This window comes from Paracoccus ferrooxidans, assembly GCF_029909815.1.
GTDB lineage: Bacteria > Pseudomonadota > Alphaproteobacteria > Rhodobacterales > Rhodobacteraceae > Paracoccus > Paracoccus versutus.
The window spans coordinates 1,273,964-1,299,561 of the sequence record NZ_CP038198.1 but is presented as its reverse complement, the minus strand read 5'-3'; the positions used below and the strand labels follow the sequence as shown (position 1 = coordinate 1,299,561).

Annotated in this window: 25 protein-coding genes; 9 read left to right on the top strand and 16 right to left on the bottom strand. The window is 70.4% G+C overall.

Annotated elements, in window-relative coordinates:
* Positions 1–3: 3 nt before the first annotated feature.
* The gene (locus E3U26_RS06545; protein WP_499104595.1) at positions 4–2,106 is read right to left on the bottom strand and encodes a serine/threonine protein kinase; all 2,103 of its coding nucleotides are present in this window, start codon (positions 2,104–2,106) and stop codon (positions 4–6) included.
* Positions 2,107–2,279: 173 nt separating this feature from the next.
* Here E3U26_RS06545 and tssH point away from each other — a divergent pair, with 173 nt between their 5' ends.
* Genes tssH through E3U26_RS06520 form a run of 5 tightly spaced genes read left to right on the top strand, consistent with a single transcriptional unit; the run spans position 2,280 to position 9,162 of the window.
* Positions 2,280–5,066: a type VI secretion system ATPase TssH gene (gene tssH, locus E3U26_RS06540; protein WP_499104594.1), complete on the top strand. Its 2,787-nt coding sequence runs from the start codon at positions 2,280–2,282 to the stop codon at positions 5,064–5,066.
* 8 nt (positions 5,067–5,074) lie between these two features.
* Positions 5,075–6,187: a DUF2169 family type VI secretion system accessory protein gene (locus tag E3U26_RS06535; protein ID WP_499104593.1), complete on the top strand. Its 1,113-nt coding sequence runs from the start codon at positions 5,075–5,077 to the stop codon at positions 6,185–6,187.
* On the top strand, positions 6,184–7,248 hold the full coding sequence (locus E3U26_RS06530; protein ID WP_499104592.1) for a 3-oxoacyl-ACP synthase: 1,065 nt from the start codon (positions 6,184–6,186) through the stop codon (positions 7,246–7,248). The genes E3U26_RS06535 and E3U26_RS06530 overlap by 4 nt, the downstream gene beginning before the upstream one ends.
* Positions 7,245–8,216 (top strand): DUF4150 domain-containing protein, encoded by a 972-nt coding sequence (locus E3U26_RS06525; RefSeq protein WP_116221969.1) that lies wholly within the window; start codon positions 7,245–7,247, stop codon positions 8,214–8,216. The genes E3U26_RS06530 and E3U26_RS06525 overlap by 4 nt, the downstream gene beginning before the upstream one ends.
* 1 nt (position 8,217) lies before the next feature.
* Positions 8,218–9,162, top strand: coding sequence for a hypothetical protein (locus E3U26_RS06520; protein ID WP_499104591.1), 945 nt, complete (start codon positions 8,218–8,220; stop codon positions 9,160–9,162).
* Here the strand turns inward: E3U26_RS06520 and E3U26_RS06515 are convergent.
* The 6 genes from E3U26_RS06515 to meaB all read right to left on the bottom strand — a co-directional run bounded on the left by E3U26_RS06515 (position 9,150) and on the right by meaB (position 13,092).
* Entirely contained in the window at positions 9,150–9,503 is a 354-nt protein-coding gene (locus E3U26_RS06515) for a hypothetical protein (RefSeq protein WP_499104590.1), read from the bottom strand. The genes E3U26_RS06520 and E3U26_RS06515 overlap by 13 nt on opposite strands.
* A complete protein-coding gene (locus tag E3U26_RS06510) occupies positions 9,503–9,919 on the bottom strand; it encodes a DUF6484 domain-containing protein (RefSeq protein ID WP_449045990.1) in 417 nt (138 codons plus the stop codon). Before E3U26_RS06510 ends, E3U26_RS06515 begins: the two co-directional genes overlap by 1 nt.
* A 90-nt stretch (positions 9,920–10,009) precedes the next feature.
* Positions 10,010–10,804: a hypothetical protein gene (locus E3U26_RS06505; RefSeq protein WP_499104589.1), complete on the bottom strand. Its 795-nt coding sequence runs from the start codon at positions 10,802–10,804 to the stop codon at positions 10,010–10,012.
* Between the two features lie 259 nt (positions 10,805–11,063).
* On the bottom strand, positions 11,064–11,339 hold the full coding sequence (rpmB, locus tag E3U26_RS06500) for a 50S ribosomal protein L28 (RefSeq protein ID WP_011748713.1): 276 nt from the start codon (positions 11,337–11,339) through the stop codon (positions 11,064–11,066).
* Between the two features lie 155 nt (positions 11,340–11,494).
* Entirely contained in the window at positions 11,495–12,085 is a 591-nt protein-coding gene (locus E3U26_RS06495; RefSeq protein WP_499104588.1) for a methylated-DNA--[protein]-cysteine S-methyltransferase, read from the bottom strand.
* Positions 12,082–13,092, bottom strand: coding sequence for a methylmalonyl Co-A mutase-associated GTPase MeaB (meaB, locus tag E3U26_RS06490; RefSeq protein WP_499104587.1), 1,011 nt, complete (start codon positions 13,090–13,092; stop codon positions 12,082–12,084). The genes E3U26_RS06495 and meaB overlap by 4 nt, the downstream gene beginning before the upstream one ends.
* 139 nt (positions 13,093–13,231) lie before the next feature.
* Here meaB and E3U26_RS06485 point away from each other — a divergent pair, with 139 nt between their 5' ends.
* From E3U26_RS06485 to E3U26_RS06475, 3 genes are all read left to right on the top strand, one after another.
* Positions 13,232–13,594, top strand: coding sequence for a thioredoxin domain-containing protein (locus E3U26_RS06485; protein ID WP_449045993.1), 363 nt, complete (start codon positions 13,232–13,234; stop codon positions 13,592–13,594).
* A gap of 75 nt (positions 13,595–13,669) precedes the next feature.
* Positions 13,670–14,962, top strand: coding sequence for a serine--tRNA ligase (gene serS, locus E3U26_RS06480; RefSeq protein ID WP_499104586.1), 1,293 nt, complete (start codon positions 13,670–13,672; stop codon positions 14,960–14,962).
* Between the two features lie 77 nt (positions 14,963–15,039).
* Positions 15,040–15,879 (top strand): hypothetical protein, encoded by an 840-nt coding sequence (locus E3U26_RS06475; protein WP_499104585.1) that lies wholly within the window; start codon positions 15,040–15,042, stop codon positions 15,877–15,879.
* A 15-nt stretch (positions 15,880–15,894) separates the two neighbouring features.
* Here the strand turns inward: E3U26_RS06475 and der are convergent, their stop codons facing one another.
* From der to E3U26_RS06430, 9 genes are all read right to left on the bottom strand, one after another.
* The gene (gene der, locus E3U26_RS06470; protein WP_449045996.1) at positions 15,895–17,361 is read right to left on the bottom strand and encodes a ribosome biogenesis GTPase Der; all 1,467 of its coding nucleotides are present in this window, start codon (positions 17,359–17,361) and stop codon (positions 15,895–15,897) included.
* Complete coding sequence (locus tag E3U26_RS06465) at positions 17,358–18,680, bottom strand: PQQ-binding-like beta-propeller repeat protein (protein WP_116221978.1); 1,323 nt, start codon at positions 18,678–18,680, stop codon at positions 17,358–17,360. Before E3U26_RS06465 ends, der begins: the two co-directional genes overlap by 4 nt.
* An 82-nt stretch (positions 18,681–18,762) precedes the next feature.
* Entirely contained in the window at positions 18,763–19,458 is a 696-nt protein-coding gene (locus E3U26_RS06460) for a tetratricopeptide repeat protein (protein WP_499104584.1), read from the bottom strand.
* A gap of 41 nt (positions 19,459–19,499) precedes the next feature.
* Positions 19,500–20,411: an EamA family transporter RarD gene (gene rarD / locus E3U26_RS06455; protein WP_072461725.1), complete on the bottom strand. Its 912-nt coding sequence runs from the start codon at positions 20,409–20,411 to the stop codon at positions 19,500–19,502.
* A gap of 333 nt (positions 20,412–20,744) precedes the next feature.
* Complete coding sequence (locus tag E3U26_RS06450) at positions 20,745–20,900, bottom strand: Trm112 family protein (protein WP_499105782.1); 156 nt, start codon at positions 20,898–20,900, stop codon at positions 20,745–20,747.
* A gap of 35 nt (positions 20,901–20,935) precedes the next feature.
* Positions 20,936–21,574, bottom strand: a complete 639-nt coding sequence (locus tag E3U26_RS06445; RefSeq protein WP_036757024.1) for an LON peptidase substrate-binding domain-containing protein — start codon at positions 21,572–21,574, stop codon at positions 20,936–20,938.
* 1 nt (position 21,575) lies between these two features.
* Positions 21,576–22,487, bottom strand: coding sequence for a thioredoxin family protein (locus E3U26_RS06440; RefSeq protein WP_116221980.1), 912 nt, complete (start codon positions 22,485–22,487; stop codon positions 21,576–21,578).
* 109 nt (positions 22,488–22,596) lie between these two features.
* Complete coding sequence (locus tag E3U26_RS06435) at positions 22,597–23,382, bottom strand: exodeoxyribonuclease III (RefSeq protein WP_499104583.1); 786 nt, start codon at positions 23,380–23,382, stop codon at positions 22,597–22,599.
* Positions 23,383–23,700: 318 nt separating this feature from the next.
* Complete coding sequence (locus tag E3U26_RS06430; protein ID WP_036757032.1) at positions 23,701–24,387, bottom strand: response regulator transcription factor; 687 nt, start codon at positions 24,385–24,387, stop codon at positions 23,701–23,703.
* 133 nt (positions 24,388–24,520) lie between these two features.
* On the opposite strand from E3U26_RS06430, the gene ribA reads away from it, so the two are divergent.
* Positions 24,521–25,582, top strand: a complete 1,062-nt coding sequence (gene ribA / locus E3U26_RS06425) for a GTP cyclohydrolase II (RefSeq protein ID WP_499104582.1) — start codon at positions 24,521–24,523, stop codon at positions 25,580–25,582.
* Positions 25,583–25,598 lie beyond the last annotated feature (16 nt).

Here is a 25,598-nt window from a genome sequence, read left to right as displayed (position 1 = left end):
CGGTCAGGGCCGCAGGTCCAGGATGCGCTGGGTGGCGGCCAGGATGCGCTGCGGATCGGCCGCGCGCCGCGCCGCCAGCGCCTCGGCAAAGGCGTCGGCGGATTCGTCGCCCGGCCGGCGCTCGTCGAAAAGCGGGCCGCGGGTGACGAAGGCAAAGATCCCCGCCTTGCCGAAATCGCGGTCGTTCACGCGAAAGGCGATGCGTCCCGGCCCCAGGCCTGCATCCTCGGCGGGCCAGAGCACGCGCACGCGGCTGAGCGCGCCTTCGGGCTGGCCGATGCGGTCCAGCCGGGTTTCCTGGTCGGCCATGTTGGGCAGGACGTTGAAGACCTTGCCGGTTTCCTCGACCGCGACCCAAAGCTCGGCGCCGGGCGTCGCGGCCAGTTCGGCAGGGATCAGCACGTCCGCGACCGGGTTGTCGCCGGGGCGATAGATGCCGGTCAGCGAGGGCTCGGGCCGGCGCGCCTCGGACAGGCGGATGCCGATGCCGCCCTCGGGCAGGCCCGCCGCCGCTGCGCGGATCCGGCAAAGCGAGGGGCTCAGCGTCTCGGTCTCCAGTCGCAGGGCGCGCTCGCCCAGGGCCGGGCGCAGCGCCTCGGCCAGGGCCGCGGCGGCGGCGGCATCGGGCAGGGCGCCGCGGATCGCGACGCCGGCGCCGGGCGGGGCGCCGCCCTGGGGCAGGTCGCTGGTCAGCGGGCCGCAGCGGGCGGCGCCGGCCAGCAGCGCGTCCAGATCGGCGGGCATCAGCAGGGCGGGGCCGGCGGCAAGCCGCGGCACCAGCTCCATGCCCGAGGCCCGCGCCCATTCCGCCAGCCGGGCGGCGATGGCGTCGCGCTCGGCCGGGGTGGGGGCGCTGCCGGCGATCTCGGCGCGCAGGTCGGTGACAAGGACCGTCCAGTCCTGCAAGCCCTGCAATTGCGGGAAAAGCCGCTCGACCGCCTCGGCCCAGCCGGGCGCGGGCATGCCGCGCGCCGGGGCCAGTGCGTCCTGCGGCGGGCTGCCGCCGGCGGCGGCGGCGAAGGCGGCGGCGATCCGCGCGGCGCTGGCCGCATCCGGCGCCGGGCCGGACAGCCGCGGCGCCTCGCCCCCCGCCGCCTCCAGCCGCCAGGGCTGGACCAGCGGCAGGGCGGGGAAAAGCAGCGGCCTTGCGGCCAGGAACCCGCCGGCCAGCACCACGGCCAGAAGCAGCAGGACCAGCCAGCGCTGCCCGCCGCCCGCCTTGCGCGCCGGCTGCGGGCGCGGCGCGGCGCCCTTGCGGGCCGGCGCGGCCTCGGCCCCCTTCAGCAGCGCGTCCAGCCGCGCCACCACCGCGGCGGCCGAGGGCGCGCGTTCCCCGATGCGCGGCGCCGAAAGCCACAGGATCAGCCCGGCCAGCGGTTCGGGCAGGCCGGTCACGTCCAGGGGCTCGGCCTTGCGGCGGATCATCTCACCCGGCGTCGCGCCGGCAAAGGGCACCTCGCCCCGCGCCGCCGCCAGCAGCAGCGCGCCGAGCGCATAAAGGTCGCTGGCCGGCTCGGCCTTGCCGTCGAACTGTTCGGGCGCGGCATATTCGTATTTGCCGGCGAACTGGTTGCCGACCACGGTATGCGCCCCGGCGGCGGTGTCCTTGGCGATGCCGAAGTCGATCACCGTCGCGCCCTCGACCCGGCCGTCGCGCAGGATGACGTTGTCGGGCGACAGGTCGCGATGCACCACGCCGCGGGCATGGGCGGCGACCAGCCCCTCGGCCACGCGATGCGCGACGATCAGCAAGTCGCGCGTGCCCAGCCGCCGTTCGGCCATCACCTCGGACAGCGCCGGGCCGTCGATGAAGTCCATGACCAGAAAGACATGGCCCTCGGGCGTGCGCGAGCAGTCGCTGTAGCGCACCACGGCGTCGTGCAGGATGTCGCGCATCGCCTCTTCGCGGCGCATCAGCTCAAGATAGCCCTCGTCGCCGGAAAAGCCGGCCGAAAGCGCCTTGATCGCCACCACCCGGCCGGTGACGAGGCTTTTGGCGCGATAGACCTCGCCGGTGCCGCCGCGGCCCAGCACGCCCTCGACGGCCCAGGTGTTGTTGAGCACCTGGCCCTCGCGGAAGATGTCCCCCGGCAGGGCCGGGATCATGGCGACGTTCCCTTTTGCGGCAGGCTGGCCATGGCCGGCTCCTTGCGAAAAGATTTCCGAAAGCCGCGGTTTTGAAATACACTTTCCCCTAGGATCATTTCCCCCCGAGCCTGCCCCTGGCAAGCCCGTTTTATCGCTCCGGTTCTTTTGCCAGCTTTGCAAGGATGGCCAGGATGACGACCGTGACGCCCCGTGCCCCCGCCAGAGGATCCCGAGAAACCGTCAAGCGCAAGGAACTGGTCGGCCGGCTGGATGCGCTGTGCCTGCGGGCGTTTTCCGAAGGGGCGCGCAACGCCAAGGCGCGCGGCAATCCCTATGTCGAGCTGGTGCATTTCATCGCCGCCCTGGCGGGGGCGGCGGATTCGGACCTGGCGCTGATCGCCGCCGCGGCCGGGGTCGATGCGGCGCGGCTGGAGGGCGACCTGGCCCGCGCGCTCGACGCCTTGCCGCGCGGGGCCAGCGCGGTCGAGGAGTTTTCCGACCATATCTTCCACGCCATCCAGGAGGGCTGGACGCTGGCGGCGCTGGAGCGGGGCACCGACCGCGTGCGCTCGGGCGACATCCTGGTCGCCTGCCTCAAGACCCCGGTGCTGGAAGGCTTGCTGCTGCGCATCAGCCCGGAATTCGGCCGCATCGACCCCGACCGCCTGGCGCCGGACCTGCCCGGTATCCTGGCCGGCTCGGCCGAGGCCGAACCGGCGGCCCCGCCCGAGCCCGCGCCGGCCAATGTGCCGAAACCGCCCGAAGGGGCGCTGGCGAAATACGCCACCAACCTGACCGAGCGGGCGCGCGCCGGCAAGATCGACCCGGTGGTCGGCCGCGACCCGGAAATCCGCCAGATCATCGACATCCTGATGCGGCGGCGGCAGAACAACCCGATCCTGACCGGCGAGGCCGGGGTGGGCAAGACCGCCGTGGTCGAGGGCTTTGCCCTGCGGCTGGCGCGCGGCGACGTGCCGCCGCAGCTGGCGGCGGTCGATCTGTGGCTGCTGGACATCGGGCTGATGCAGGCCGGCGCGAGCGTCAAGGGCGAGTTCGAGAAGCGGCTGAAAGCGGTGATCGACGAGGTGCAGGCCTCGGCGAAATCGGTGATCCTGTTCATCGACGAGGCGCATACGCTGATCGGCGCCGGGGGCGCGGCGGGGACGGGCGATGCCGCGAACCTGTTGAAACCGGCGCTGGCGCGGGGCGAGCTGCGCACCGTCGCCGCCACCACCTGGGCCGAATACAAGCAGCATATCGAGAAAGACCCGGCGCTGACCCGGCGCTTCCAGGTGGTGAAGGTCGAGGAGCCTTCGGAAGCCGCCGCGGTCGGGATGCTGCGCGGCGTGGCGGGCGTGCTGGAACGGCATCACCGGGTCGAGATCCTGGACGAGGCGATCGGTGCGGCCGTCTCGCTGTCGCATCGCTATATCCCGGCGCGGCAATTGCCGGACAAGGCGATCAGCCTGCTCGACACCGCCTGCGCCCGCGTCGCCGTCAGCCAGCACGCGACGCCGGCGGAGCTGGAGGATCTGGAGCGCCGCCTGCAGGCGCTGGAGATCGAGGCGGGCATCATCGCCCGCGAGGCCGCCATCGGCATCGACACGACCGAGCGCCAGGCCGCCAACGACGCCGCCCGCGCCGCGGCCGAGGCCGAGCGCGCCGCCGCGCTGGAACGCTGGGAGGCGGAAAAGGCGCTGGTCTCCGACATCCTTTCGCTGCGGGCCGAGCTGCGCGGCGAGGGCATGGCGCTGGACGAGACCGGGGCGGAAGCCGGGGGCGAGGCCGCCGAAATCGCCGCCGAGGGGGCATCTGCCAGGGCCGCGCCCGATGCGCCTGCCGCGGCCGCGCTGTCCGGTGATGCGGATGCCGAAACCCCGGACCCTGACCCGGCCGCGCGGCTGTCGCTGTTGCGCGCCAAGATGGCCGAGCTGGCGGAGCGGCAGGGCGAGCGGCCGCTGATCCTGCCCTCGGTGGACCGGCTGGCGGTTGGGGCGGTGGTGCAGGACTGGACCGGCATCCCGCTGGGCCGGATGCTGGCCAGCCAGACCGAGCGTGCGCTGGGCCTTGCCGGCCTGCTTGCGCAGCGCGTGGTCGGGCAGGACCATGCCATGGCCGCCATCGCCAGCCGCATCCAGACCGGCATGGCCGGGCTGGGCGCACCGGAAAAGCCGATGGGCGTCTTCATGCTTTGCGGCCCCTCGGGCGTCGGCAAGACCGAGACCGCGCTGGCCCTGGCCGATGCGCTTTACGGCGGCGAGCAGAACCTGATCTCCATCAACATGAGCGAGTTCCAGGAGGCGCATACCGTCTCGACCCTCAAGGGCGCGCCGCCGGGCTATGTCGGCTATGGCAAGGGCGGCGTGCTGACCGAGGCGGTGCGGCGCCGGCCCTATTCGGTGATCCTGCTCGACGAGGTGGAAAAGGCCCATCCCGACGTCCACGAGATCTTTTTCCAGGTCTTCGACAAGGGGATGATGGACGACAGCGAGGGGCGGCGGATCGATTTTCGCAACACGCTGATCCTGCTGACTTCGAACGTGGGCACCGACGAGATCATGGCGCTGACCGATGCCGGCCGCAGCCGGATCGAGATCGACAGCCTGTCGGCCGCGCTGCGCCCGCCGCTGCTGAAGGTGTTTCCCCCGGCGCTGCTGGGGCGGCTGGTGACGATCCCCTACCTGCCGCTTTCGGATGCGATGATCGAGGCCATCGCCGGGCAGAAGCTGGTCGGCATCGGCCGCAGGCTGGCCGCCGCGCATGGCGCCGAGCTGGTGATCGGCACGGGCGTCATGGACCAGATCCGCGCCCGCTGCACCGAGGTCGAATCGGGCGGCCGCATGGTCGACGCCATCCTGACCGGCGCGATCCTGCCCGAACTCAGTCGCCGGGTGCTGGACGCCAGGCTGGAGGGGCGCGGCATCGGCAGGGTGACGGTGACCGGCGGGCCGGACGGCTTTGCCTATGCCCTGGACTGAGGCGTGCCGTGCAGATCCTGGACCAGACCGGCTTTCCCCATCAGATGGGGACCGGCATGGACGTGGCCGGGCAGGCCTTCATGCTGCTGGTGGTCAAGGGCAGCTTCGCCTTTCCCGAGCGTGAAAGCGACCCGCCCCTGCCGCTTCAGGACCAGCGCCCGCTGGTCATGGCCGACGAATATACCGGCGCGCCGGGCTTTTCCGCACCGCTTTGGGAAAGCGATTTCGCCTTTCGCAAGCCTCTTTGCGACGTGGTGCTGAACGGCGCCGCCCATGCCCCCGGCGGCCGCCCGGTCGAGCGGCTGCGCGTGGGGCTGGCGGTGGGCAACTGGTCCAAGCAGTTCGACGTGGTCGGCCAGCGCGAATGGCGTACGCTGGGGCCGGCCATTGCCGCGACCCGGCCCTATCCCTTCACGCGGATGCCGTTTTCCTATGACACCGCCTTTGGCGGGCCCGACCGCAGCCGTCCGCCCGGCCCCGACGTGCCGGTCCATGCCGCCAATCCGGTGGGGCTGGGCTGGGCCACCGCCGCGGGCGGTAGTCCGGCGGGCCTCGCGCTGCCCAATACCGAGGCGCCGGGGCAGGAGATCACCTCGCCCTATGGCGACTGGCAGCCGATGGCGCTGGGGCCCTACGGGCGCGGCTGGCCGCTGCGCCTGCCCTATGGCGGCACCTATGACGAGCGCTGGGTGGCGGAAACCGCGCCCTTCCTGCCGCGGGACTTCGACGAGCGTTACTACCAGATGGCGCCCCCCGACCAGCAGATCGTGCCGCCCGCGCCTTTTACGCCGGTGGTGCTGGTGCATCTGACCCCGCGCGGGCGCGAGGCGTTCCGCCTGCCCGACACCCGGCTGCCGTTCCGGGTCTGGCGCGGGCGCGACTGCTGCCTCGACACCGTGGCGCTGCCCGACACGCTGGCCATCGACGCCGAGGCGCGGGTCTTGATGCTGAGCTGGCGCGTGCAGGTGCCGATCCGCCGCACCATCGCCGAGTTCTCGCGCGCCTGGATCGGCGTGCCCACCGCCGCCATGCTGCGGGCCGAGCGCGAGGGGCGCGGCTATATCCGCCTGGCGGCTGTTCTGGGCGAGGGCGGGGGCGCGGACGGGGGGAACGGTCCATGATCGGCGTGCTGGCGGCGGGCATGGTCACGGCGGTGGGGCTGGACTGGGCCTCGTCGGCGGCGGCGATGCGGGCGCGGCTGGACGGGTTCGCCGAGATGCGCTTTACCGCGCCCGGCGGCTGGCGTATCGGCGCGCCGGTGCCGCTGCCACGCAACTGGATCGGCCAGCGGCGCATGGCGCATCTGGCCGCCGGCGCCTTGGCCGACATCTTGCGCCAGGAACCCGCCGCGGCCGAGGCCGCGCTGATCCTGTGCCTGGCCGAGGAGGGCCGCCCCGGCCGCCCGGTGCCCGATCCCTCGGCGCTGCTGCGGATGCTGTCGCAGATCCTTGGCCTGCCCGAGCGGCGGGCGCATGTGGTGGCGCATGGCCGGCCCTCGGGCTTCGTCGGGCTGGAGCGGGCGCGGCGCATGATCGCGGCGGGGCAGGCGGGGCGGGTGATCCTGCTGGGGCTCGACAGCTACCTGACCGGGCCGGCGCTGGCGCATTACGCGGGGCTGGAGCGGCTGCTCCAGGACGGCAACGCCGACGGCTTCATCCCCGGCGAGGCGGCGGCGGCGGTGCTGCTGGGGCCGGGCGGCGCCCTGCGGCTGACCGGGCTGGGCCTGGCGCGCGAGGTGGCCTTCCTGGGCAACGGCCGGGGCGAGGGGGGCGCGGACCTGCCCCTGCGCGGCGACGGCATGGCCGCGGCCTATCGCGCCGCCCTGGCCGAGGCCGAGACCGACCTTGCCCATGTCGAATACCGCATCTCGGACCTGCCGGGCGAGCAGCATTTCTTCCGCCAGGCGGCGCTGATGACCTTGCGGCTGGAACGCGGCCGCTCGGCCTTCCAGGACCTGTGGAGCCCGGCCGAGAGCCTGGGCAATATCGGCGCGGCCGTGGTGCCCGCCATGCTGGGCATGGCGCTGGCGGCCGTGCGCAGGGGCTATGCGCCGGGCTCGCCGGTGCTGGTCGATGCCTCGGGCGACGACGGCGCCTGCGGGGCGGCGGTGCTGCACGAGGCGCGCGGCGCCGCCCGGCGCGTCTCGGCCGAGGATCGCTTTGCCACGGGGGCGGCGCGATGAGCGGGGTTTTCGCCAACGGGCTGGAGATCAGCGGCAAGGCGGTCAACGCCCAGACCATCGCCGCCTTTCCCGACACCTGCTTCACCCCGCCCGAGAACCCGGCGACGCCGCCGGGCGTGCCGGTGCCCTATCCCAGCTTCGGCATGGCCTCGGACACGGAAAACGGCACCGGGACGGTGTTCATCTGCGGCAAGACGGTGAACATCAAGAACAAGTCCGACGTCAGCCGCACCTCGGGGACCGAGGCGGGTTGCGCGGCGAAAAAGGGCATCATCACCTCGAAGAACACCGGCAAGAAATACTTCACCTCGTGGTCGAACGACGTGAAATTCGACGGCGAGCCGGTGATCCGCTTTTCCGACCTTGCCACGCACAACCATGCCTCGCCCGGCGGGCAGACGCCGCCTTTCCCCGAGATCTGCGCGGCGAACCAGGCCTTTGCCGATTGCGTGACGCTGCTGAACAAGCTGGAAATGCAGCTGCACGAACATGGCAAGTCCCCTTGCAAGCATCCCGACCAGTCCGAGCATCCGCTGGAAAACCAGATGATGCAGAAATCGCGGGGCGGCACGAATTATGCCGCCTTTCCTGGCTATCATGTGGACAAGGCGCCCTGCATCTGCATGCGCTCCTTCAACCTGAACCCCGATGGCAGCCCCAAAAGCGGCGCGGGCAGCATGAAGGGGGCGCCGCATCCGATGAAGTCCAAGGCCAACCGTGATCTCTTGAAGAAGAGCCCCAAGCCGACCGTGCGCGAGGCGCTGGACGAGACCAAGCAAGCCTATGGCGATCACCATGACAAGCTGCAACCGCCCACCTCGGAAGAAGAAAAGAAGGCCGCGCTGGAATGCATCGAGGTGGTGATCGTGACCTATCTGCAAAGCGTGGCCAAGCCCAAGCAGAATGCCGACGGCTCGACCAGCCAGCCATCGACGCAGGACGTCCTGAATACCCAGTTGAGGAATTGACATGGCCGATACCGACACCCCTTCCGGCAATCCCCTGGACGATCTCGACCCTTCCGAGGTGAGGATCGAGGCGGTGGATGCCTTTCACCTGGGCGGCACGCACTATGCCGCCAGTTTCGAATTGACCGACATCCATTGCGAATTCTCGCGGTCCTTCCTGCTCGACATCGACTTCGGCGAGACGCTGACCTTCACGGTGCGGTTGCAGATCGAGGACGCGATCAATTCCCATGCCACGCTGGCGCCGGACAGGCATGTCGTGCTGGAACTGGGCGGGTTGATCCATGACCTGACGCCTGCGGGCGACAGCGTCACCGCCTTGCCCGAAGGTGTATTGCGGCGGATCTGGCATCTGGAGGGCGGCCCGCAATTCGTCTTTGGCGACCGCGGCGTGGCCTATGTCCGCGAACCGGGCGGCGACTGGGAGTTGATCGCCCCCCATGATCTGGCGGTGTTGCGCGCCATTCACGGCAGTTCGGCCCAGGATGTGCATGCCTGCGGCCATGGCGGGTTGCTTCTGCGGCTGGAAGGCCGCGCCTGGGTGCCGGTGGAGATCCCCGACCAGCGCAATTTCTACGCCCTGGAGGTCTCGGCCGATGGTGCAATGCATTTCGGCGGCGCCGAGGGCACCGCCTATGCGCTGATGGGCGAGGAATTGACGCCGTTGGAGGCTGCGCCTTGGGATTATTTCGGCATCTGCAGTTTCAAGGGCCGCCGCTACTGGACCGATTCCTCCTATGGCATCAGCGTGCAGGAGGGCAACGCGCTGCGTCCGTTCCGCAATCTGGGGCAGGGATTTTTCATGCACGCCTCGGCCGAAAAGCTGGTGATCTCGGGTTGGAAGGAGATCTTCATCTTCGACGGCGAGAACTGGGAGGGGTTCGAGATGGGCTATGACGGCAATATCTTCCTGCGTCGGCTCGACATGGCGGATTATGGCGGCTGACCCAGCCGGCCGGCCAGATAGGCCCTGACCTTGTCCAGGTCCAGCGCGGCCACCCGCAGCCCCTCGGCGCCGGGCTGCAGCATGCGCAGCACGAACAGTTCGCCCGGTTCGGGATATTCGGCCATGCGCGTCTCGGCCATGCGCAGCCCCTCGGCGCCGGCCATGCGCAGCCCGTCCAGATGCGCCTCCAGCCGCTCCAGCAGGCGGGCGATGCGCAGGGCGTCCATCTCGGGGTTTTCCTCGGGGAAAAGCATCGCCCGGTCGTAGAGCGTCCACAGGAAGGCCGCCTGCTCGGCGTGCTGACGCAGGATCTCGGGCAGGGCGGGGGCGGGCGGATACATCAGTTCAGGTTGATCGAGCCGCCCCGGATGCGGTTCGCCGCCGAGGCGTGGCTGACCAGATAGGTGCCGCGAATGGTGATATGGCCGTCCGCCTCCATCACGATCGAGGCCTTGCCGCAGCGCAGCTCGATCCGCTGCTGGGCGGTGATGCGCAAGGGCTCGCCATCGGCGACCGCCACCGGCCCGGCGGGCATGGCCGAGACGATGCGGCCGATCACCAGCGGCCGGGCCGCGTCGCCATCCTCGAACAGGATGGCAAGCTCGGCGCCGATGTCGCCCGGATCGAAACGCACCAGACTGCGCGCCGGGACCGCCTGGGCCGAGGGATTGCCGGGAAAGACCACCAGCGGCCGCCCCTTTTCCAGGCCCAGCAGCATGCCGATCACCACGCCGCCGCGAACATCCTCGCCGATCATGCCCAGCCCTCCGCCCCGGCTGCGGCGATGATAGCATGGTCGGGCCCCGAGTTCACCGGCTTTCGCGGCCTGGCCCGCCTGTGCGAGGGGCTATGGCCCGGCGATGCGGCGCAGGAAATCCGTCAGCCGGTGGCGGGCGGCGAAACCGCCGCAGAAGGACGAAAAGATCGCGCGGAGCTGCTGATCGCTGTGGTCCTGGCCCAGCGTGCCGTAATCCCGCCCCTCCACCAGCTCCGTGCCGAGCTTTTCGGACAGCACGGGCTTGCCGGCGAGATACGAGGACAGCAGCCGCGGATATTCGGTATAGATGCCATCGGCGAAATGGATGTTGACGACGCCGCGGCTGTCGCAGACGGCCTTGTGCAGGTCTGCGCCATAGGTCTCGGACAGCACGTGGCAATGATCCTTGGGCAGCCGGGCCAGGATCTTGGCCCTGCGGTCGTTGAGGGCGCCGAAGAACACCGGCGGGCGTTGCCCGGCCCGATAGGGCACCGGCCGGCAGGGAAAGACATGCGGGCCGAACAGCACCCGGCGCCGCAGAAAGCCGGGAAGCCATCGGTAATAGGGGGCGTTGGCGGGGCTGAGGTCCAGGATGAGGTGATAGAACAGCAGCTGTTTCAGCAACCGCCGTGGGCGGGGCTTTCTCCACATCGCACGGCCGTCTTCGTCGAAGTAATGTTCGGTCTGGAGGCCGAGCCGCAGCCCCCTGCGGAACAGGGCGGGGCCGAATTTCCGATGGATGCCGACATAGATGTTGATCCGGGCGGCGGGAAGGTTTTCCGCCCGGATGCCGGCCAGCATGTCGCGGGCGAACTGATCGAGGACGGGATGATTGGAAAAGACGGTCAGGGAGCCGATCTTGTGTTCCCGAATCGGATCACCCATCGCGGCCTCGTCTGGCAAAGCCTGCTTGCCGTTTCATGCCGCGGCCGCCGTCGATGCCGGGCGGGACAGGGCCGGACAGGATGTGCCCGCCGACCCTGGGGACCGCGCGGGACATCGTGCGGGACGATGCCGCCGATCCGCGGCGGGGCGGCTGTGGCGCGTTCCGATGCCGGGCCGGGGCATATGCAAAGGCCCCGCCGTCGCCGGCAGGGCGCATCGCATGGGACCGGCCCCGAATCGGCGCCACGGTCGAAGGGGATCAGGCTTTCGCCAGTTCGCGCTTGATCTTCAGCGCGCGGTCGGACAGTTCCGCGTCCTTGGCCTTCGCCAGGAAGGCGTCCAGGCCGCCGCGGTGATCGACCGAGCGCAGGGCCGCGGCCGAGATGCGCAGCTGGTAGCTGCGGCCCAGCTTTTCCGACAGCAGCGAGACTTCGTTCAGGTTGGGCAGAAACCGGCGGCGGGTCTTGTTGTTGGCGTGGGAGACGTTGTTGCCGCTCATCGGGCCCTTGCCGGTCAGTTCGCAAACGCGCGACATGATCTTGTTCCTTCGATTCGATCCTGCACGGGCGGCTGCCCGCAATATGAAAGGGCGCCGCGTGGCAGCGCCCGGAAATCCGTTTGCGCGGAATAAAGCGAGACGGGGGGCGCGTCAAGCGTTTTCGCCGGGCCGTCCGCTGCCGCCGCGTCGCTTCATGCCGCGAAATGCGTGGATTCATGCGCGATCAGCGCCTGCTTGCGCCACAGCCCGCCACCATAGCCGGTCAGGGCGCCGTCCGAGCCGATCACCCGGTGGCAGGGAATCAGCACAGCGAAGGGGTTGGCGCCGTTGGCCCGCGCCACGGCGCGGATGGCCGTGGGCCGGCCGATGCGCCGCGCCAGCTCGGCATAGCTGATGGTCCGGCCTGCGGGGATCTGTTGCAGATCCTGCCAGACCCGGTTCTGGAAAGGGGTGCCGGACAGCGCCAGCGGCAGCTCGAACCCGGCGCAACGGCCCGAGAAATAGGCCGAAAGCTGCGCCTGGGCGCGGTCGGTGACGGCGGTGCGGCCGCAGCCGATCGCGGCCCTCGCGTGCCGCGCCGCCCGGCGCAGCCCCGCCCCGAGCCGGGCGGGGTCGGCAAATTCCAGCAGGTGCAGGTGCGTGTCGTCGGCCAGGGCGACCATGCCGCCCAGGGGCGTGTCGATCCAGCCCGCCAGCAGCCGGGCATCCGGCGCCGGGGCCTGGCCCAGCAGCGCCGGCAGGGCCTGGCGGAAATCCTGCGCGTCTTCCAGCGCGGCGCTCATGCGCCCTGCAGCGACCGGGGGCGGGACGATCCGGCCTCGGGCGCGGCCAGCCAGTCCAGCATCTGCGCCGCCGCCGAATCGGGGTCGCTTTCGCCCCGCGCCACCGCGTCGCCCATCTCGCGCAGCCGGGCGCGCACCTCGGGCCGGTCGAGCCGCGCCAGGAGCCCGGCGCGCAGCTCGGACAGGAACCAGTGCCGCGCCTGCTCGGCCCGGCGGGCGTCGAAATACCCGTGCTCGCGCCGCCAGTCGGCCAGCCAGGTCATGTTGGCCCAGGCCTTTTCCAGCCCCTCGCCGGTATAGGCGGAAACCGGCAGCGCCTTGGGGAACCCCTCGGGGTCGTAGGGGCGCTTGCGCAAGAGCCGCAGCGCGCCGGCGTAATCGGCCACCGTGCGCATCGCGGTCTCGCGCAGATCGCCGTCGGCCTTGTTGACCAGGATGATGTCGGCGATCTCCATGATGCCGCGCTTGACGCCCTGCAGCTCGTCGCCGCCGGCGGGGGCGAGCAGCAGGATGAACAGGTCCGACATCTCGGCCACCAGGGTTTCGCTTTGCCCGACGCCCACCGTCTCGATCAGCACCACGTCGAAGCCGGCCGCCTCGCAGAGCCGCACGGTTTCGCGGGTGCGCCGGGCGACGCCGCCGAGCTCCGCGCGCGAGGGCGAGGGGCGGATGAAGGCGTTCGGGTCGCGCGAGAGCGTTTCCATCCGGGTCTTGTCGCCCAGGATCGAGCCGCCCGAGCGCGCCGAGCTGGGGTCGACGGCCAGGACCGCGACCTTGAGGCCCTGCGCGGTCAGCATCTTGCCGAAGGCCTCGATGAAGGTGGACTTGCCGACCCCCGGCGTGCCCGACAGGCCGATGCGCAGGGCCTGCCGCTCGGGCAGCGCGGCCAGCAGCGCGACGGCGCGGGCGCGGTGGTCGGGGCGGGTGCTTTCGATCAGCGTGATCGCGCGGGACAGCGCGCGGCGATTGCCCTGCGTCAGGGGTTCGGTCAGTTCGTCCATGCCCATCCCGGCTGCATCCTTGCGACGCGGGGGCCGACTGCCCCCGCACCCCCGTGGATATTTCCACACGGAAGACATGTAAACGCCGGGCCGTTGTGGTGGAAGGGTGTGTGGGGTAGGTCTGGCGCGGGAAACGGAGCGGGTCATGCTGACACGGCGGGCGATTCTGGCCGGGATGGCGGCGGCGATGGCGGCGGGGCCGGTGGCGGCGGCGGCCGGGTTGCAGTTGCTGATGGTGCGGCGCCGGGGCTGCGTCTATTGCGCGCAATGGGATCGCGAGATCGCTCCGGTCTACGGGCGGCATCCCGAGGGGCGGGCGGCGCCGCTGCTGATGGTCGACCGGGACGGGCCCTGGCCCGACGGGCTGGTGCTGGCGCGGCGGCCCTGGCTGACGCCCACCTTCATCCTGCTGCAAGGCGGGGTCGAGCAGGTGCGCGTCGAGGGCTATCCGGGGCGGGAGCGGTTCTTCGGGGTCTTGCGCGATATGATGGCAGCAGTGGCGGGTTGAGAGGGCGGGCTGAGGCTTTCGCCTTGCGCCGCTTTGGGTTATCCGGGGCCGCGTAACCTGCCAGAGGAATGGGCCATGCACGACATCCGCGCCATCCGCGAAAACCCCACCGCCTTCGACGCTGCGCTTGGCTTGCGCAACATGGCCCCGGTTTCGCCCGAGATCCTGTCGCTGGATGCCGACCGCCGGTCCCGCATCGCCGCCGCCGAGACCGCCCAGGCCGAGCAGAACCGGGCCAGCAAGGAGGCCGGCGCCGCCAAGGGCCGCGGCGATGATGCCGAGTTCCAGCGGCTGCGCGCCCTGGTGAGCGCCAAGAAGGACGAGACCGCCCGGTTGCAGGCCGAGGCCGCGGCGCTGGATGCGAAACTGCGCGAGTTGTTGCTGGCCGTTCCGAACCTGCCCCTGGAGAGCGTGCCGGCGGGTCAGGACGAGGATGACAATGTCGAGATCCGGCGCTGGGGCGAGCCGCGTGCCTTCGACTTTGCCCCGCGCGAGCATTTCGAGATCGCGGGTGTCCGCCCCGGCATGGATTTCGAGACCGCCGCCAAGCTTTCGGGCGCGCGCTTCGTGGTGCTGAAGGGCGGCGTCGCCCGCATCCATCGCGCGCTGGCGCAGTTCATGCTGGACCTGCATGTCGCCGAGCATGGGCTGGAAGAGACCTGGGCGCCGGTGCTGGTCCTGTCCGAGATGATGGAGGGCACCGGGCAATTGCCGAAATTCGGCGAGGACAGCTATCAGACCCGCGAGGGCTGGTGGCTGATCCCGACATCCGAGGTCACGCTGACCAATACCGTGAACGGCGACCTGGTCGATCATGCCAGCCTGCCGCGGCGCCTGGTGGCGCATAGCCAGTGCTTCCGGTCCGAGGCCGGCAGCGCCGGGCGCGACACCGCGGGAATGCTGCGCCAGCACCAGTTCGAGAAGGTCGAGATGGTCTCGATCACCGATGCGGAATTGGGGGTGGCGGAACATGCCCGCATGACCCGCTGTGCCGAGACGGTGCTGGAGCGGCTGGGCCTGCCCTATCGCACCATCGTGCTGTGCGGCGGCGACATGGGCTTCGGCGCCCGCATCACCCATGACCTGGAAGTCTGGCTGCCGGGGCAGGGCCGGTATCGCGAGATTTCCTCGGTCAGCTATTGCGGCGATTTCCAGGCGCGGCGGATGAATGCGCGCTATCGCCCGGCCGGCGGCGGCAAGCCCGAGTTCGTCCATACGCTGAACGGCTCGGGCCTGGCGGTGGGGCGCACGCTGATCGCGGTGCTGGAGAACGGCCAGCAGGCGGACGGCTCGGTCCTGCTACCCGAGGCGCTGCATCCCTATCTGGGCGGCCGGACGCGGCTGGGCGCGGACGGCGTGCTGGCGTGAATTAACAAAAGATAGATCGCGCGAAACCCGCCGCGAGCGGGCGGCGTTTCCTGCCCATGTCTCGCGCGGGCGCCCTGTTGCTGATCCTGGCAGTGCTGGTTTTCATTGCCAGCACGCTGCTGCATGCGGTCCAGCCCGGCCCGCCGATGCCGGCCCTGGCGGATGGGGGCTACGGCCTGTCGCCCTGGCAGGGCCTGGGCGATTTTCCCGCCCCTTCGGTCGATCTGTCGGCGCTGTTCCTGCAGCCTCGGGGCCCCGGCATGGCCGGGTTGCTGGGCATGACCTGGCTGGCGCTGGCCTATCACGCCGGGCGGCGCTGGCTTGAGCTGCGCCGGATGCGCCTGGCGCAGGCGGCGGCGCCCGACGCGGGGGGCGAGCTGCCGCCGCAAAGCCTGGGCCCCCCGACCGCCGGCCACCTGCTGCGGCTGCATCGCCATGACGACAGCCTGGCCGAACATGCGCCGCTGATCGTCGGGCTGCTGGCGGGCGCGGTCTGGCCTTGGCTGCTGCACAGCCATCCCGTCGCCGCCTTCCTGCTGTCGGCGGCCATGCTGGCGGGCTTCCTGGCGGCGGCGCTGCGGGGGGTCCGGGTCGGCAGCCTGGTGCAGCGCAGCTCGGCGCTGGGCTTCGTGGCGGGCTGGGGGCTGCTGGTCAGCTTTGCCGTCTTTGCCGGGCTGCTGCGCGACCGGCTGGGCGTGCCGCAGGAGGTGGCGGCCGTGGTCGCGCTGCTGATCGGCTCGGTCGCCGCCGTCAGCGTGCAGTTGCGGCTGGGACGGCGGATCGGCTTCAGCGTGGCGCTGATCTGGGGGCTGATCGGCATCGCCGCGGCCACCGTCACCAGCGCCGCGGCCATTGCCACCATGACCGTCATCGCCATCGCCATCATTGCCGTGGCGCTGGTGCGGGTGTTGACCTAGGCGGCGGCCGCCCGCCTAGCTGCCCTTGGGCTTTTGCCGCTGCCTGTGCTTGGAGAGCGCGCCGGACTGGCTGATCTTGCTGGCCTTGTCCTTGTAGGGGTTCTTGGTCCCCTGGTCGCGGAAGGTCAGCCGGATCGGCGTGCCCGGCATGTCGAAATCGGCCCGCAGCCCGTTGACGAGATAGCGCTGGTAGCTGTCGGGCAGCTTGTCGGTATGGGTCGCCATCACCACGAAGGCCGGCGGCCGGGTCTTGACCTGGGTGATATAGCGCAGGCGGATGCGGCGGCCGCCGGGCGCGGGCGGCGGATGCGCCTCGGTCATGGCGGAAAGCCACTGGTTCAGCCGGGCGGTGGGGATGCGGCGGTTCCAGACCTCATGCGCCTTCAGGATGGCGTTGTGCAGCCGGTCCAACCCCTTGCCGGTGCGGGCCGAGACCGTGACCAGGGGCGCGCCCTTCAGCTGCGGCAAGAGCCGCTCGAAGGCCTCGCGCAGTTCCTTGAGCTTTTCGGGCTTGTCCTCTTCCAGATCCCATTTGTTCGCGGCGACGACCACGGCGCGGCCCTCGGTCTCGGCGAAATCGGCGATGCGCAGGTCTTGCTGCTCGAAGGGGATGCCGACGTCCAGAAGCACCACCACCACCTCGGCAAAGCGCACGGCGCGCAGGCCGTCGGCGACGGAAAGCTTTTCCACCTTGTCGGTCACGCGCGCCTTCTTGCGCATGCCGGCGGTGTCGAAGATGCGGACCGGCGTGCCCATGAAATTCGTGCTGACGCTGATCGAATCGCGGGTGATGCCGGCCTCGGGGCCGGTCAGCAGCCGGTCCTCGCCCAGGATCTTGTTGATGAGCGTCGACTTGCCGGCATTCGGCCGGCCGATCACCGCGATCTGCAAGGGCTTCTGCGGGCTGGGGCGCCAGTCCTCGTCCTCGTCGCCATCCTTGACGGCGACATCGGTTTCGGGCGCCTGCTGGACGTTCTGCGCCTCGAACTGCTCGGCCAGGGGCAAGAGCGCGCGGTAGAGGTCGTCCATGCCCTCGCCATGCTCGGCCGAGATGCGCAGGGGCTCGCCCAGGCCAAGCGCATAGGCCTCCATCGCGCCCGCCTCGCCGGCGCGGCCCTCGGCCTTGTTGGCGGCCAGTATGACGTGCTTCGCGCGCTTGCGCAGGATGTCGGCGAAATATTCGTCGGCCGCGGTCACGCCGACGCGGGCGTCGATCACGAACAGGCAGACATCGGCCTCGTCCACCGCGCGCTCGGTCAGGCGGCGCATGCGGCCTTGCAGGCTGTCGTCCTCGGCGATCTCCAGCCCGGCCGAATCGACCACGATGAAGCGCAGGTCGCCCAGCCGTCCCGCGCCCTCGCGCAGGTCGCGGGTCACGCCGGGCTGGTCGTCGACCAATGCCAGGCGCTTGCCGACAAGGCGGTTGAACAGCGTGGACTTGCCGACATTGGGGCGCCCGACAATGGCGAGGGTAAAGCTCATCTGTATGCGATCAACTGGCCGTCATGGGTGACGACGTAAAGGGTCTGGCCCGCGACGGCCGGGCCTGCCGCGGCGCCGCCGGGGATCTGGGCGGTGCCGATCAGCGCGCCCGAGGCGGGATCGAAGACGCGCAGATAGCCGTCCGACGAGGCAAGGTAAAGCTTGGAACCGGCCAGCACCGGGCCGTAATGGTTCCAGACCCGGTCCTGCTTGCGGATGACCTGTTCGGTGAAATAGGGCAGCTTCTGCGCCCAGACCCGGCCGCCGTTGGCCGCGTCCAGCCGGATCAGCTGCGCCTGGTCGTTGACCAGGAAGACCGAGTTGCCGGCGGCCAGCACCGGGCTGGCCGCGCCCTCGCGCGCGTGCCATTTCATCGTGCCGGTGGTCAGGTCATAGGCGCCGACGCCGCCGGCGCTGGTGCCGGCATAAAGCGTATTGCCCAGGATGACCGGGTCGCCGGTCATATCGCGGAAATAGCTGACCGCGCGGCCCAGCCGGGTGCCGCCGACATTGGCGACCCAAAGCTGGCTGCCGTCGCCGGCGTCGACGCCCGCCAGCGCGCCGGTGTTCGACGGAAAGACCACCGTGCCGCCCGAAACCGCGGGCGAGGGGGCGCCCATCACCCCGGCCATGTCCTTGTTGCCGAAGCTGCGCCACAGCACCTTGCCGTCATTGGCGCGCACCGCCCAGCCGGTCTGTTCGCGGTCCATCACATAGACCACGCCATTCGCGACCGTGGGCGCGCCGCCGATGGTCGAGCCGACCTTCTGCCGCCAGGCGACGCCGCCGGTGCGGGCATCCAGCGCCACCAGCTCGCCATAGCCGGTCGAGGCGAAGACGCGGTTGCCCTCGAAGGCCAGCCCGCCGCCCGAGACGCTGCGGTCGCTTTCGCCGGCCGGGCGCAGGTCCACGCTCCAGACCCGGCCGCCGCCGGTGGTGGTGGCGGTGACGGTGGATTGGCTGTCCAGCGCAAAGACCAGCCCGCCCGCGACCACCGGGTCGGCGGTGATGCGGTGGCGCTTGTCCGAGGCCGCGCCGATGGGCGCGGCCCAGATCCGCTGCGTGCCGGCGCCAAGCGCGGCATTGCCCGGCGCATGGGCGGCATTGCCGGCGCGCTGCGGCCAGTCGGCATTGGCGCGCACCGGCGGCAGCGACAGGGCGGCGGTGGTCGGCGCCTGCGCGCCCTCGGTCGCGGGGCTGTCGGGGGACAGCACGGCGCGCGGGTCCAGCCGTTCGCCGGGCAGGATGGTGTCGCGCTCGGCGCAGGCCGAAAGGGCGGTCAGGCCAGCCAGAGCGGCGATCAGGGACAGCCTCGTCATCGCTTTCTCCTTTATCCGGGCCGGGGTGACATCGGGTTTCGGCCGCGGGCGCGTTGGTTCGGTTTGCCGGCGGGACCGGCCATCAGTTCGCGGCGGGGGCCGGCATGGTCTGGGGCACGGGGCCTTCGGCGGGCTCGGGCTCGACCCCCAGGGTGATCATCATCTCGGACAGGCGGCGGCGCAAGGGCTCGGACAGCCCGTCCTTTTGCTGGATCTGGCCGATCAGCATCACCGCATCCTCGGTGCGGCCGGCGCCGATCAGCGCCACCGCCTTCTGCTCCAGCGCCAGCAGCTCGAAGGGCGCGCCGGGCTTGGAGAGATCCGCCAGCAGCCGGTCGCGTTCGGCCGCATCCATCGCCGGGCCCGCCACCATCACCGCCTTGAGCAGCGCAAGATCGCGCAGCACCGCATCGTTGCGCAGCCCCTCGGCCGCGGCCTTCAGCCGCTCGGCGGCCTTCTGCGGCAGGCCGGCCTCGGCCTCGGTGCCGGCGGCCAGCATCTCGGCCAGCAGCTTGCGGCCGGCCGAGCCGGCGGGATCGACGGCGGAAAGCGCGGCGATCGGATCCTGGCCCTGGCGCGCGGCCAGGACGGCGTCGCCCCAGGCCTCGGCCCGGCTTTCGGCCTGGCTGCCGGAATATTCCCGCCAGGCGGCGCCGCCGACGATGCCCAGGATCACCAGGAGCGCGATCCAGCCATAGCGGCGGAACAGCGCGAACAGCCGGTCGCGGCGCAGATCCTCGGTGACCTCGTCGATGAAGCTGTCGTTCTGATTGGCCATGTCGCCCCCGGATGTTCTTTCGCGCTGTTCTATACGCGGTTTCACCCGTTTGCCAATGGCGGGGCGTGCCGGGACTGGCGCAGGGCCGAGGCGGAATAGATCGCCAGCGCCGCCCAGATCATCGCAAAGGCGATCATGTGCCAGCCGGTGAAGGGTTCGCCGAAAAGCAGCACGGCGCACAGGAATTGCAGCGTCGGGTTCAGGTAGAACATCAGCCCCAGCGTGGCCATGCCCACCCGCCGCGCGGCATAGCTGAACAGGATCAGCGGCACCGCCGTCACCGCGCCCGAGGCGACCAGCAGCAGCGTGTCCGGCAGATTCGCGCCGAAGCCCAGCGGCTCGGCCAGAGGCGCGGGCATCGCGCCCAGCGACTGGGCGACCAGCCAGCCAAGCGCCAGCGGCGCCAGCAGCGCGACCTCGGCCGCGACGGACAGCACTGGCCCCAGCGGCAGCGCCTTCTTGACCGCGCCGTAGAGGACGAAGGTCAGCGCCAGCCCCAGGCTGATCCAGGGGGCGACGCCCAGGCCCCAGGTCAGCAGCGCCACCGCCAGCGCCGCCAGCAGGACCGCCAGCGCCTGCACGCGGGTCAGGCTTTCGCCGAAGAACAGCACCCCCATGACCACCGCGGCCAGGGGAAAGATGTAATAGCCAAGCGAGCTTTGCACCACATGGCCAGACTGCACCGCCCAGATGAACATGCCCCAGTTGGTCGAGACGGTCAGCGCCGCAAAGGCGATCCGCCCCAGCTGGCGGCCGCTCAGGGCGGCGCGCAATTGGCCCAGCCGGCCCTGAACGCCCAGGATGGCCAGGAACAGCGCCAGCGACCAGATGGTGCGATGCGCCAGCACCTCGACGGTGGGCACGCCGGCCAGCGCGCGATAGTAGATCGGCGACAGGCCCCAGGTCACGCAGACCGCGATCATCGCCCAGAAGCCCTTGGTCCATTCGCTCATGCGCGATTCCTTTCGTCCCGCCAGCCATGCGTCCGATTCGCGGCAAGGGCAATGCCGGGGCCCCACGATCCGGCCAGGGCCGGCCGCGCCGATGGGCAAGAGGCCGGTTGCGCAGGCTTCCGGCCGGGCCTTGGCCGGACGGTGACCGACGCCGCGGCCGCAGCGGATGGGCAAGAGTGCGCGGGGCCGGTTCCCCTGGCTTCCCGCCGGGCCTTGGCCCCGCAAGGCCACGCGGCCTTCGCCGGGCGCGAGGGAGGGAGGCCGAGGCCCGGCCCCGATCCACGGTTGCGAGACCCAGGGGACATGCAGCCAGCCGGCCGCGCGGGCTTTCCCTCAGGCGCGGATCTGGCGCGCCTCGTTCAGCAGCATGATCGGGATGCCGCCCCGGATCGGAAAGGCCAGCCCGACCGCTTCCGAGACCAGCTCCTGCGCCTGCGCGTCATAACGCAGCGTCGTATGCGTCACCGGGCAGACCAGCGCCTCGAGCATGTGGCGGTCGTAGCCGCGTTCGGCGGTGTCGTCGGTCACTGGATCGTCTCCTCGTTGTCGCCGCCGTGCAGGGCGTATTCCAGCAGCCCCTCCAGCAGTTCGCGGCGGCCGGCAAGCACCGGCGCCTCCAGCAGGGCCTGCTTTTCCTCGGGGGCAAAGGGCAGCAGCATGGACAGCGAATTGACCAGCGTCTCTGCCTCCGAAGCCTCGGCGGCATCCCAGTCGGTGGACAGGCCGCGCTGCTCCATGTAGCGGCCCAGCCGCGCCATGAAGCCCTTGCGGTCGAAGCGCGGGTCTTCCTCGGGCTGGAGGGCCAGATCGCCCTCATAGCCCGACCAGTCCACCTGGCCGCGCAGATAGGGGGTGAAGCCGGGCCGCACCTCGTTCAGCCGAAACCGCGAACGCGCCCGAAGCGAAATCATCAGCCGGCCGTCGTCCAGCTCGGAAAAGGCCACGATCCGGCCCGCGCAACCGACCGAGGCCAGCGAATCGAGCCCGCCCTCGGCCGGCTGGATCATGCCGATCAGCCGCGAGGGGGTCTTCAGCACGTCCTCGACCATCTGCAGGTAGCGCGGCTCGAAGATCTGCAGGGGCAGGCGGGTGCGGGGCATCAGCACCGCGCCCGGCAGCGGGAACAGCGGGACGGTCTCGGGCAGGTCGATGCCGCGCGCCATGTCAGGCGAAGATCAGCGAGGACAGGCGGCGGCGCCCCTTCTGCGCCAGCGGATCGGTGGGCTTCATGGCATCGAAGATGGTCAGAAGCTGCGCCTTGGCCGCGCCCTCGTTCCAGTCGCGGTCGCGGCGGAAGGCCTCCAGAAGCTGGTCGATCGCCTCCTCGACCTCGCCGGCGGCATGCAGCGCGGTGGCATAGTCGAAGCGCGCCTGCTGGTCGGCGGGATCGGCCTCGACCTTCTGGCGCAGCTCGTCCAGGGGGCCGGCGCTCGCGGCCTGTCGCGCCAGCTGCAGCTGCGCGCGCGCCGCCTCGACGGGCGCGGCACTGGCGATGGCGGCGGGCACCTGCGCCAGGGCTTCCTCGGCCCGGTCGGCATGGCCGGCGGCCAGATGGGCGCGGATCAGCCCGCCCCAGGCGGCGGCGTTCTCGGGCTCCTCGCCCAGGATGGCCGAGAAGGTCTCGGCGGCATCCTCGGCCGCGCCTTCGGCGATCATCGCCTCGGCGGCATCCAGCGCCTCGGCCAGCCCGCCGTCATCGCCGCCAAGCGCCACCAGCTTCTCGACGAACTGCTTGATCTGGCTTTGCGGGATCGCGCCCTGGAAACCGTCGACCGGCTGGCCCTGGAAGAAGGCATAAACGGTCGGGATCGACTGCACGCGCAACTGGCCGGCGATCATCTGGTTCTCGTCCACATTGACCTTGGCCATGCGGACGCGGCCCTTGTGGCGGGCGACCTCGGCCTCCAGCTGCGGGCCAAGCGTCTTGCAGGGGCCGCACCAGGGCGCCCAGAAATCGACGATGACCGGCACTTGCATCGAGGCTTCGACCACCTCGGCCATGAAGGTCGCCTCGGATACGTCCTTGATGAAATCGGCAGGGGCGGCATCTTTGGGGGCGGAGCCAAGCTCGAGCATCGGGTATCCTCATGCGAAAGGGTCGCCTCCTAGATGGCGCAGCGACCGGCGCGATGCAAGATTGGCCGCGCCCCGCGCGCCCCTGCGGCGATGCGCCGCAGCGGAGGGGTCAGAGATCGAAGCTGGCCAGCACCGGGACGTGGTCGCTGGGCTGCTGCCAGCCGCGCAGGGGCCGCAGGATGCGGCTGTCGTGGCCGGCATCGGCGATGTCGGGGGTGGCCCAGATATGGTCCAGCCGCCGGCCCTTGTCGGCCGCGTCCCAGTCGCGCGCGCGATAGCTCCACCAGCTGTAGAGCAGGCCCTGCGGGATATCCTTGCGGGTGATGTCCACCCATTTGCCGGCATCCTGCGCCGCGCCCAGGTGCTCGACCTCGACGGGGGTGTGGCTGACGATCTTCAGCAGCGCCTTGTGGTTCCAGACGTCGTCCTCGCGCGGGGCGATGTTCAGGTCGCCCACCATGATCGAGCGCGCGGGCCGGTCGGCATGGAAGACGTCGCGCATCTCGGTCAGGAAATCCAGCTTCTGGCCGAACTTGACGTTCTGCTCGCGGTCGGGAATGTCGCCGCCCGCCGGGACATAGAAATTGTGGATGGTGACGCCGTTTTCCAGCCGCGCGGCGACATGGCGGGCATGGCCGAGCCCGGCATAGTCGCGGTCGCCCGCATCCTCGATCGGCAGCTTCGACAGGATGGCGACGCCGTTGTAGCCCTTCTGCCCGCGCGCGACGAAATGGTGGTAGCCCAGTGCCCGGAACGCCTCCAGCGGGATCTTCTCGACCGGGCTCTTGGTCTCCTGCAGGCACAGGATGTCCGGGGCTTCCTCGGCCAGCAGGCGGGCGACGAGGCCCTCGCGCAGGCGGACCGAGTTGATGTTCCAGGTGGCGATGGTGAACACGGGCAGGCTCCTTATTCCGGGCGCGACCCTAGGGGGCAAGGCCCGGCTTGTCCATCGCTGCCGGACCGGGGGTTTCACACCCCCGGACCCCCGTGGGATATTTGGACACAGAAGAACAGCACCGAGAGGCTGCTTCTTTCGTGGAAAAATATCCTCGGGGGGTGCGGGGGGCGAAGCGCCCCCGCGGGACGGCGCCCATGGAAAACCCGGCCGCCGGGCTGGGCCGGGGCCGGGTCATCATGTGGCCGCATCCTCCGACCACCGGGCTTCGCAAGCAGAACCCGCAAGCCGCGTGCGGGTTCCGCCGATCGGCATGGATCAGGCGACCAGGCGATAGCCGCCCGATTCCGTGACCAGCAGGCGCGCGTTCGAGGGGTCGGGCTCGATCTTCTGGCGCAGGCGGTAGATATGGGTTTCCAGCGTATGCGTGGTCACGCCGGCATTGTAGCCCCAGACTTCATGCAAGAGTACGTCGCGCGGCACCACCCCGTCCTGGGCGCGATACAGGAATTTCAGGATGTTGGTTTCCTTTTCCGTCAGCCGGATCTTGCGGTCCTTCTGGTCGATCAGCATCTTCATCGCCGGCTTGAACGTATAGGGGCCAAGCTGGAAGATCGCGTCCTCGGACTGCTCATGCGTGCGCAGCTGCGCGCGCAGCCGCGCCAGCAGCACCGGGAACTTGAACGGCTTGGTGATATAGTCGTTCGCCCCCGAATCCAGGCCCAGGATGGTGTCGGCATCGGTATCGTGGCCGGTCAGCATGACGATGGGACATTTCACCCCCTGCTTGCGCAGCCGCTTGCACAGCTCGCGCCCGTCGGTATCGGGCAGGCCCACGTCCAGCACCACGAGGTCGAAGATCGCGCCCTTGGTCCTTTCGACCGCCTCATGGCCCGAGCCCGCCTCGAACACCTCGAAATCCTCGGTGGCGACCAATTGCTCGGCCAGCGCCTCGCGCAGGTCATCCTCGTCATCGACCAGCAGGATCTTTTTCAGTCCGGCCATTCTTGCCTCCTTTGGCGTTATGGCGGAAAACTGTGGCGCGGCGCGGCAGGCGTCCAGCGGTTTGCAGCAATTCTCACATGGAGTTGTCGGAAATCCGCCCTATGTTTCAGATTGTTTCAACCATGCTGGCCCGATGACCCTGATCCCGACCCTGACCGAGACCCTGTCGCGCGCTCGCGCGGATCTGCGCATCGGCCTGCCCGTGGTGATCGGCGACCAGCTTGTCGCGGCGGCCGAGACGCTGACCGCCCCCCGGCTGGAGGCGATGCGCGCGCTTGGCCCGGCCGTGCTGGCCATCACCGGCCCGCGCGCCGAGACGCTGAAGGTCCGGGTCTATGACGGCGACCTGGCGCGGATCGAGGTGCCGGGCGATGCCGATCTGGCCTGGCTGTGCGCGGTGGCCGATCCGGCGGGCGACCTGATGACGCCGATGAAGGGCCCCTTCCGCAGCCCGCGCGGCGGCGATGTGGACGCCCATCGCGCCGGCATCGCGCTGGCGAAATCGGCGCAGCTTCTGCCCGCCGTTCTGGTGGTGCCCGTGGCCGGGCCGGCCGAGGGGCTGACGCGGCTGTCGCCCGGTCCCGCGCTGGCGCAGATGGCGACCGAGGCCGCGATGGCCCCCGTTGCCGCCGCGCGCCTGCCGCTGCTGGCGGCCGAGAATTCCAAGCTGCACATCTTCCGCCCCGACACCGGCGAGGCCGAGCATTACGCTGTCGAGATCGGCGCCCCCTCGCGCGCGGCGCCGGTGCTGGCGCGGCTGCATTCGGCCTGCTTCACCGGCGACGTGCTGGGCAGCCTGAAATGCGATTGCGGGCCGCAGCTGCATGCCGCCCTGGCCGCCATGGGCCAGGCGGGCGAAGGGGTGCTGCTTTACCTGAACCAGGAGGGGCGCGGCATCGGCCTGGCCAACAAGATGCGCGCCTATGCCCTGCAGAACCAGGGTTTCGACACGGTCGAGGCCAATCACCGCCTGGGGTTCGAGGATGACGAGCGCGATTTCCGCATCGGCGCCGGCATCCTGAAGAAGATGGGCTTCGGCGCGGTGCGGCTGATGACCAACAATCCGAAAAAGGTCGCCATGCTGGAGGGCCACGGCATCCGCGTGGCCGAGCGCGTGCCGCTGATCACGCCGCGCAACCGCCACAATACCGGCTATCTGGACGTGAAGGCCGCGAAATCGGGCCATCTGCTGTGAGGCTGCTGCTGACGCC

What these genes read in the sequence shown, in the direction of transcription:
- E3U26_RS06545 (WP_499104595.1), bottom strand. Translation starts at nt 2,106, where the DNA reads ATGATCCCGGCCCTGCCGGGGGACATCTTCCGCGAGGGCCAGGTGCTC.
- tssH (WP_499104594.1), top strand. Translation starts at nt 2,280, where the DNA reads ATGACGACCGTGACGCCCCGTGCCCCCGCCAGAGGATCCCGAGAAACC.
- E3U26_RS06530 (WP_499104592.1), top strand. Translation starts at nt 6,184, where the DNA reads ATGATCGGCGTGCTGGCGGCGGGCATGGTCACGGCGGTGGGGCTGGAC.
- E3U26_RS06525 (WP_116221969.1), top strand. Translation starts at nt 7,245, where the DNA reads ATGAGCGGGGTTTTCGCCAACGGGCTGGAGATCAGCGGCAAGGCGGTC.
- E3U26_RS06520 (WP_499104591.1), top strand. Translation starts at nt 8,218, where the DNA reads ATGGCCGATACCGACACCCCTTCCGGCAATCCCCTGGACGATCTCGAC.
- E3U26_RS06515 (WP_499104590.1), bottom strand. Translation starts at nt 9,503, where the DNA reads ATGTATCCGCCCGCCCCCGCCCTGCCCGAGATCCTGCGTCAGCACGCC.
- E3U26_RS06510 (WP_449045990.1), bottom strand. Translation starts at nt 9,919, where the DNA reads ATGATCGGCGAGGATGTTCGCGGCGGCGTGGTGATCGGCATGCTGCTG.
- E3U26_RS06505 (WP_499104589.1), bottom strand. Translation starts at nt 10,804, where the DNA reads ATGGGTGATCCGATTCGGGAACACAAGATCGGCTCCCTGACCGTCTTT.
- rpmB (WP_011748713.1), bottom strand. Translation starts at nt 11,339, where the DNA reads ATGTCGCGCGTTTGCGAACTGACCGGCAAGGGCCCGATGAGCGGCAAC.
- E3U26_RS06495 (WP_499104588.1), bottom strand. Translation starts at nt 12,085, where the DNA reads ATGAGCGCCGCGCTGGAAGACGCGCAGGATTTCCGCCAGGCCCTGCCG.
- meaB (WP_499104587.1), bottom strand. Translation starts at nt 13,092, where the DNA reads ATGGGCATGGACGAACTGACCGAACCCCTGACGCAGGGCAATCGCCGC.
- E3U26_RS06485 (WP_449045993.1), top strand. Translation starts at nt 13,232, where the DNA reads ATGCTGACACGGCGGGCGATTCTGGCCGGGATGGCGGCGGCGATGGCG.
- serS (WP_499104586.1), top strand. Translation starts at nt 13,670, where the DNA reads ATGCACGACATCCGCGCCATCCGCGAAAACCCCACCGCCTTCGACGCT.
- der (WP_449045996.1), bottom strand. Translation starts at nt 17,361, where the DNA reads ATGAGCTTTACCCTCGCCATTGTCGGGCGCCCCAATGTCGGCAAGTCC.
- E3U26_RS06465 (WP_116221978.1), bottom strand. Translation starts at nt 18,680, where the DNA reads ATGACGAGGCTGTCCCTGATCGCCGCTCTGGCTGGCCTGACCGCCCTT.
- E3U26_RS06460 (WP_499104584.1), bottom strand. Translation starts at nt 19,458, where the DNA reads ATGGCCAATCAGAACGACAGCTTCATCGACGAGGTCACCGAGGATCTG.
- rarD (WP_072461725.1), bottom strand. Translation starts at nt 20,411, where the DNA reads ATGAGCGAATGGACCAAGGGCTTCTGGGCGATGATCGCGGTCTGCGTG.
- E3U26_RS06450 (WP_499105782.1), bottom strand. Translation starts at nt 20,900, where the DNA reads ATGCTCGAGGCGCTGGTCTGCCCGGTGACGCATACGACGCTGCGTTAT.
- E3U26_RS06445 (WP_036757024.1), bottom strand. Translation starts at nt 21,574, where the DNA reads ATGGCGCGCGGCATCGACCTGCCCGAGACCGTCCCGCTGTTCCCGCTG.
- E3U26_RS06440 (WP_116221980.1), bottom strand. Translation starts at nt 22,487, where the DNA reads ATGCTCGAGCTTGGCTCCGCCCCCAAAGATGCCGCCCCTGCCGATTTC.
- E3U26_RS06430 (WP_036757032.1), bottom strand. Translation starts at nt 24,387, where the DNA reads ATGGCCGGACTGAAAAAGATCCTGCTGGTCGATGACGAGGATGACCTG.
- ribA (WP_499104582.1), top strand. Translation starts at nt 24,521, where the DNA reads ATGACCCTGATCCCGACCCTGACCGAGACCCTGTCGCGCGCTCGCGCG.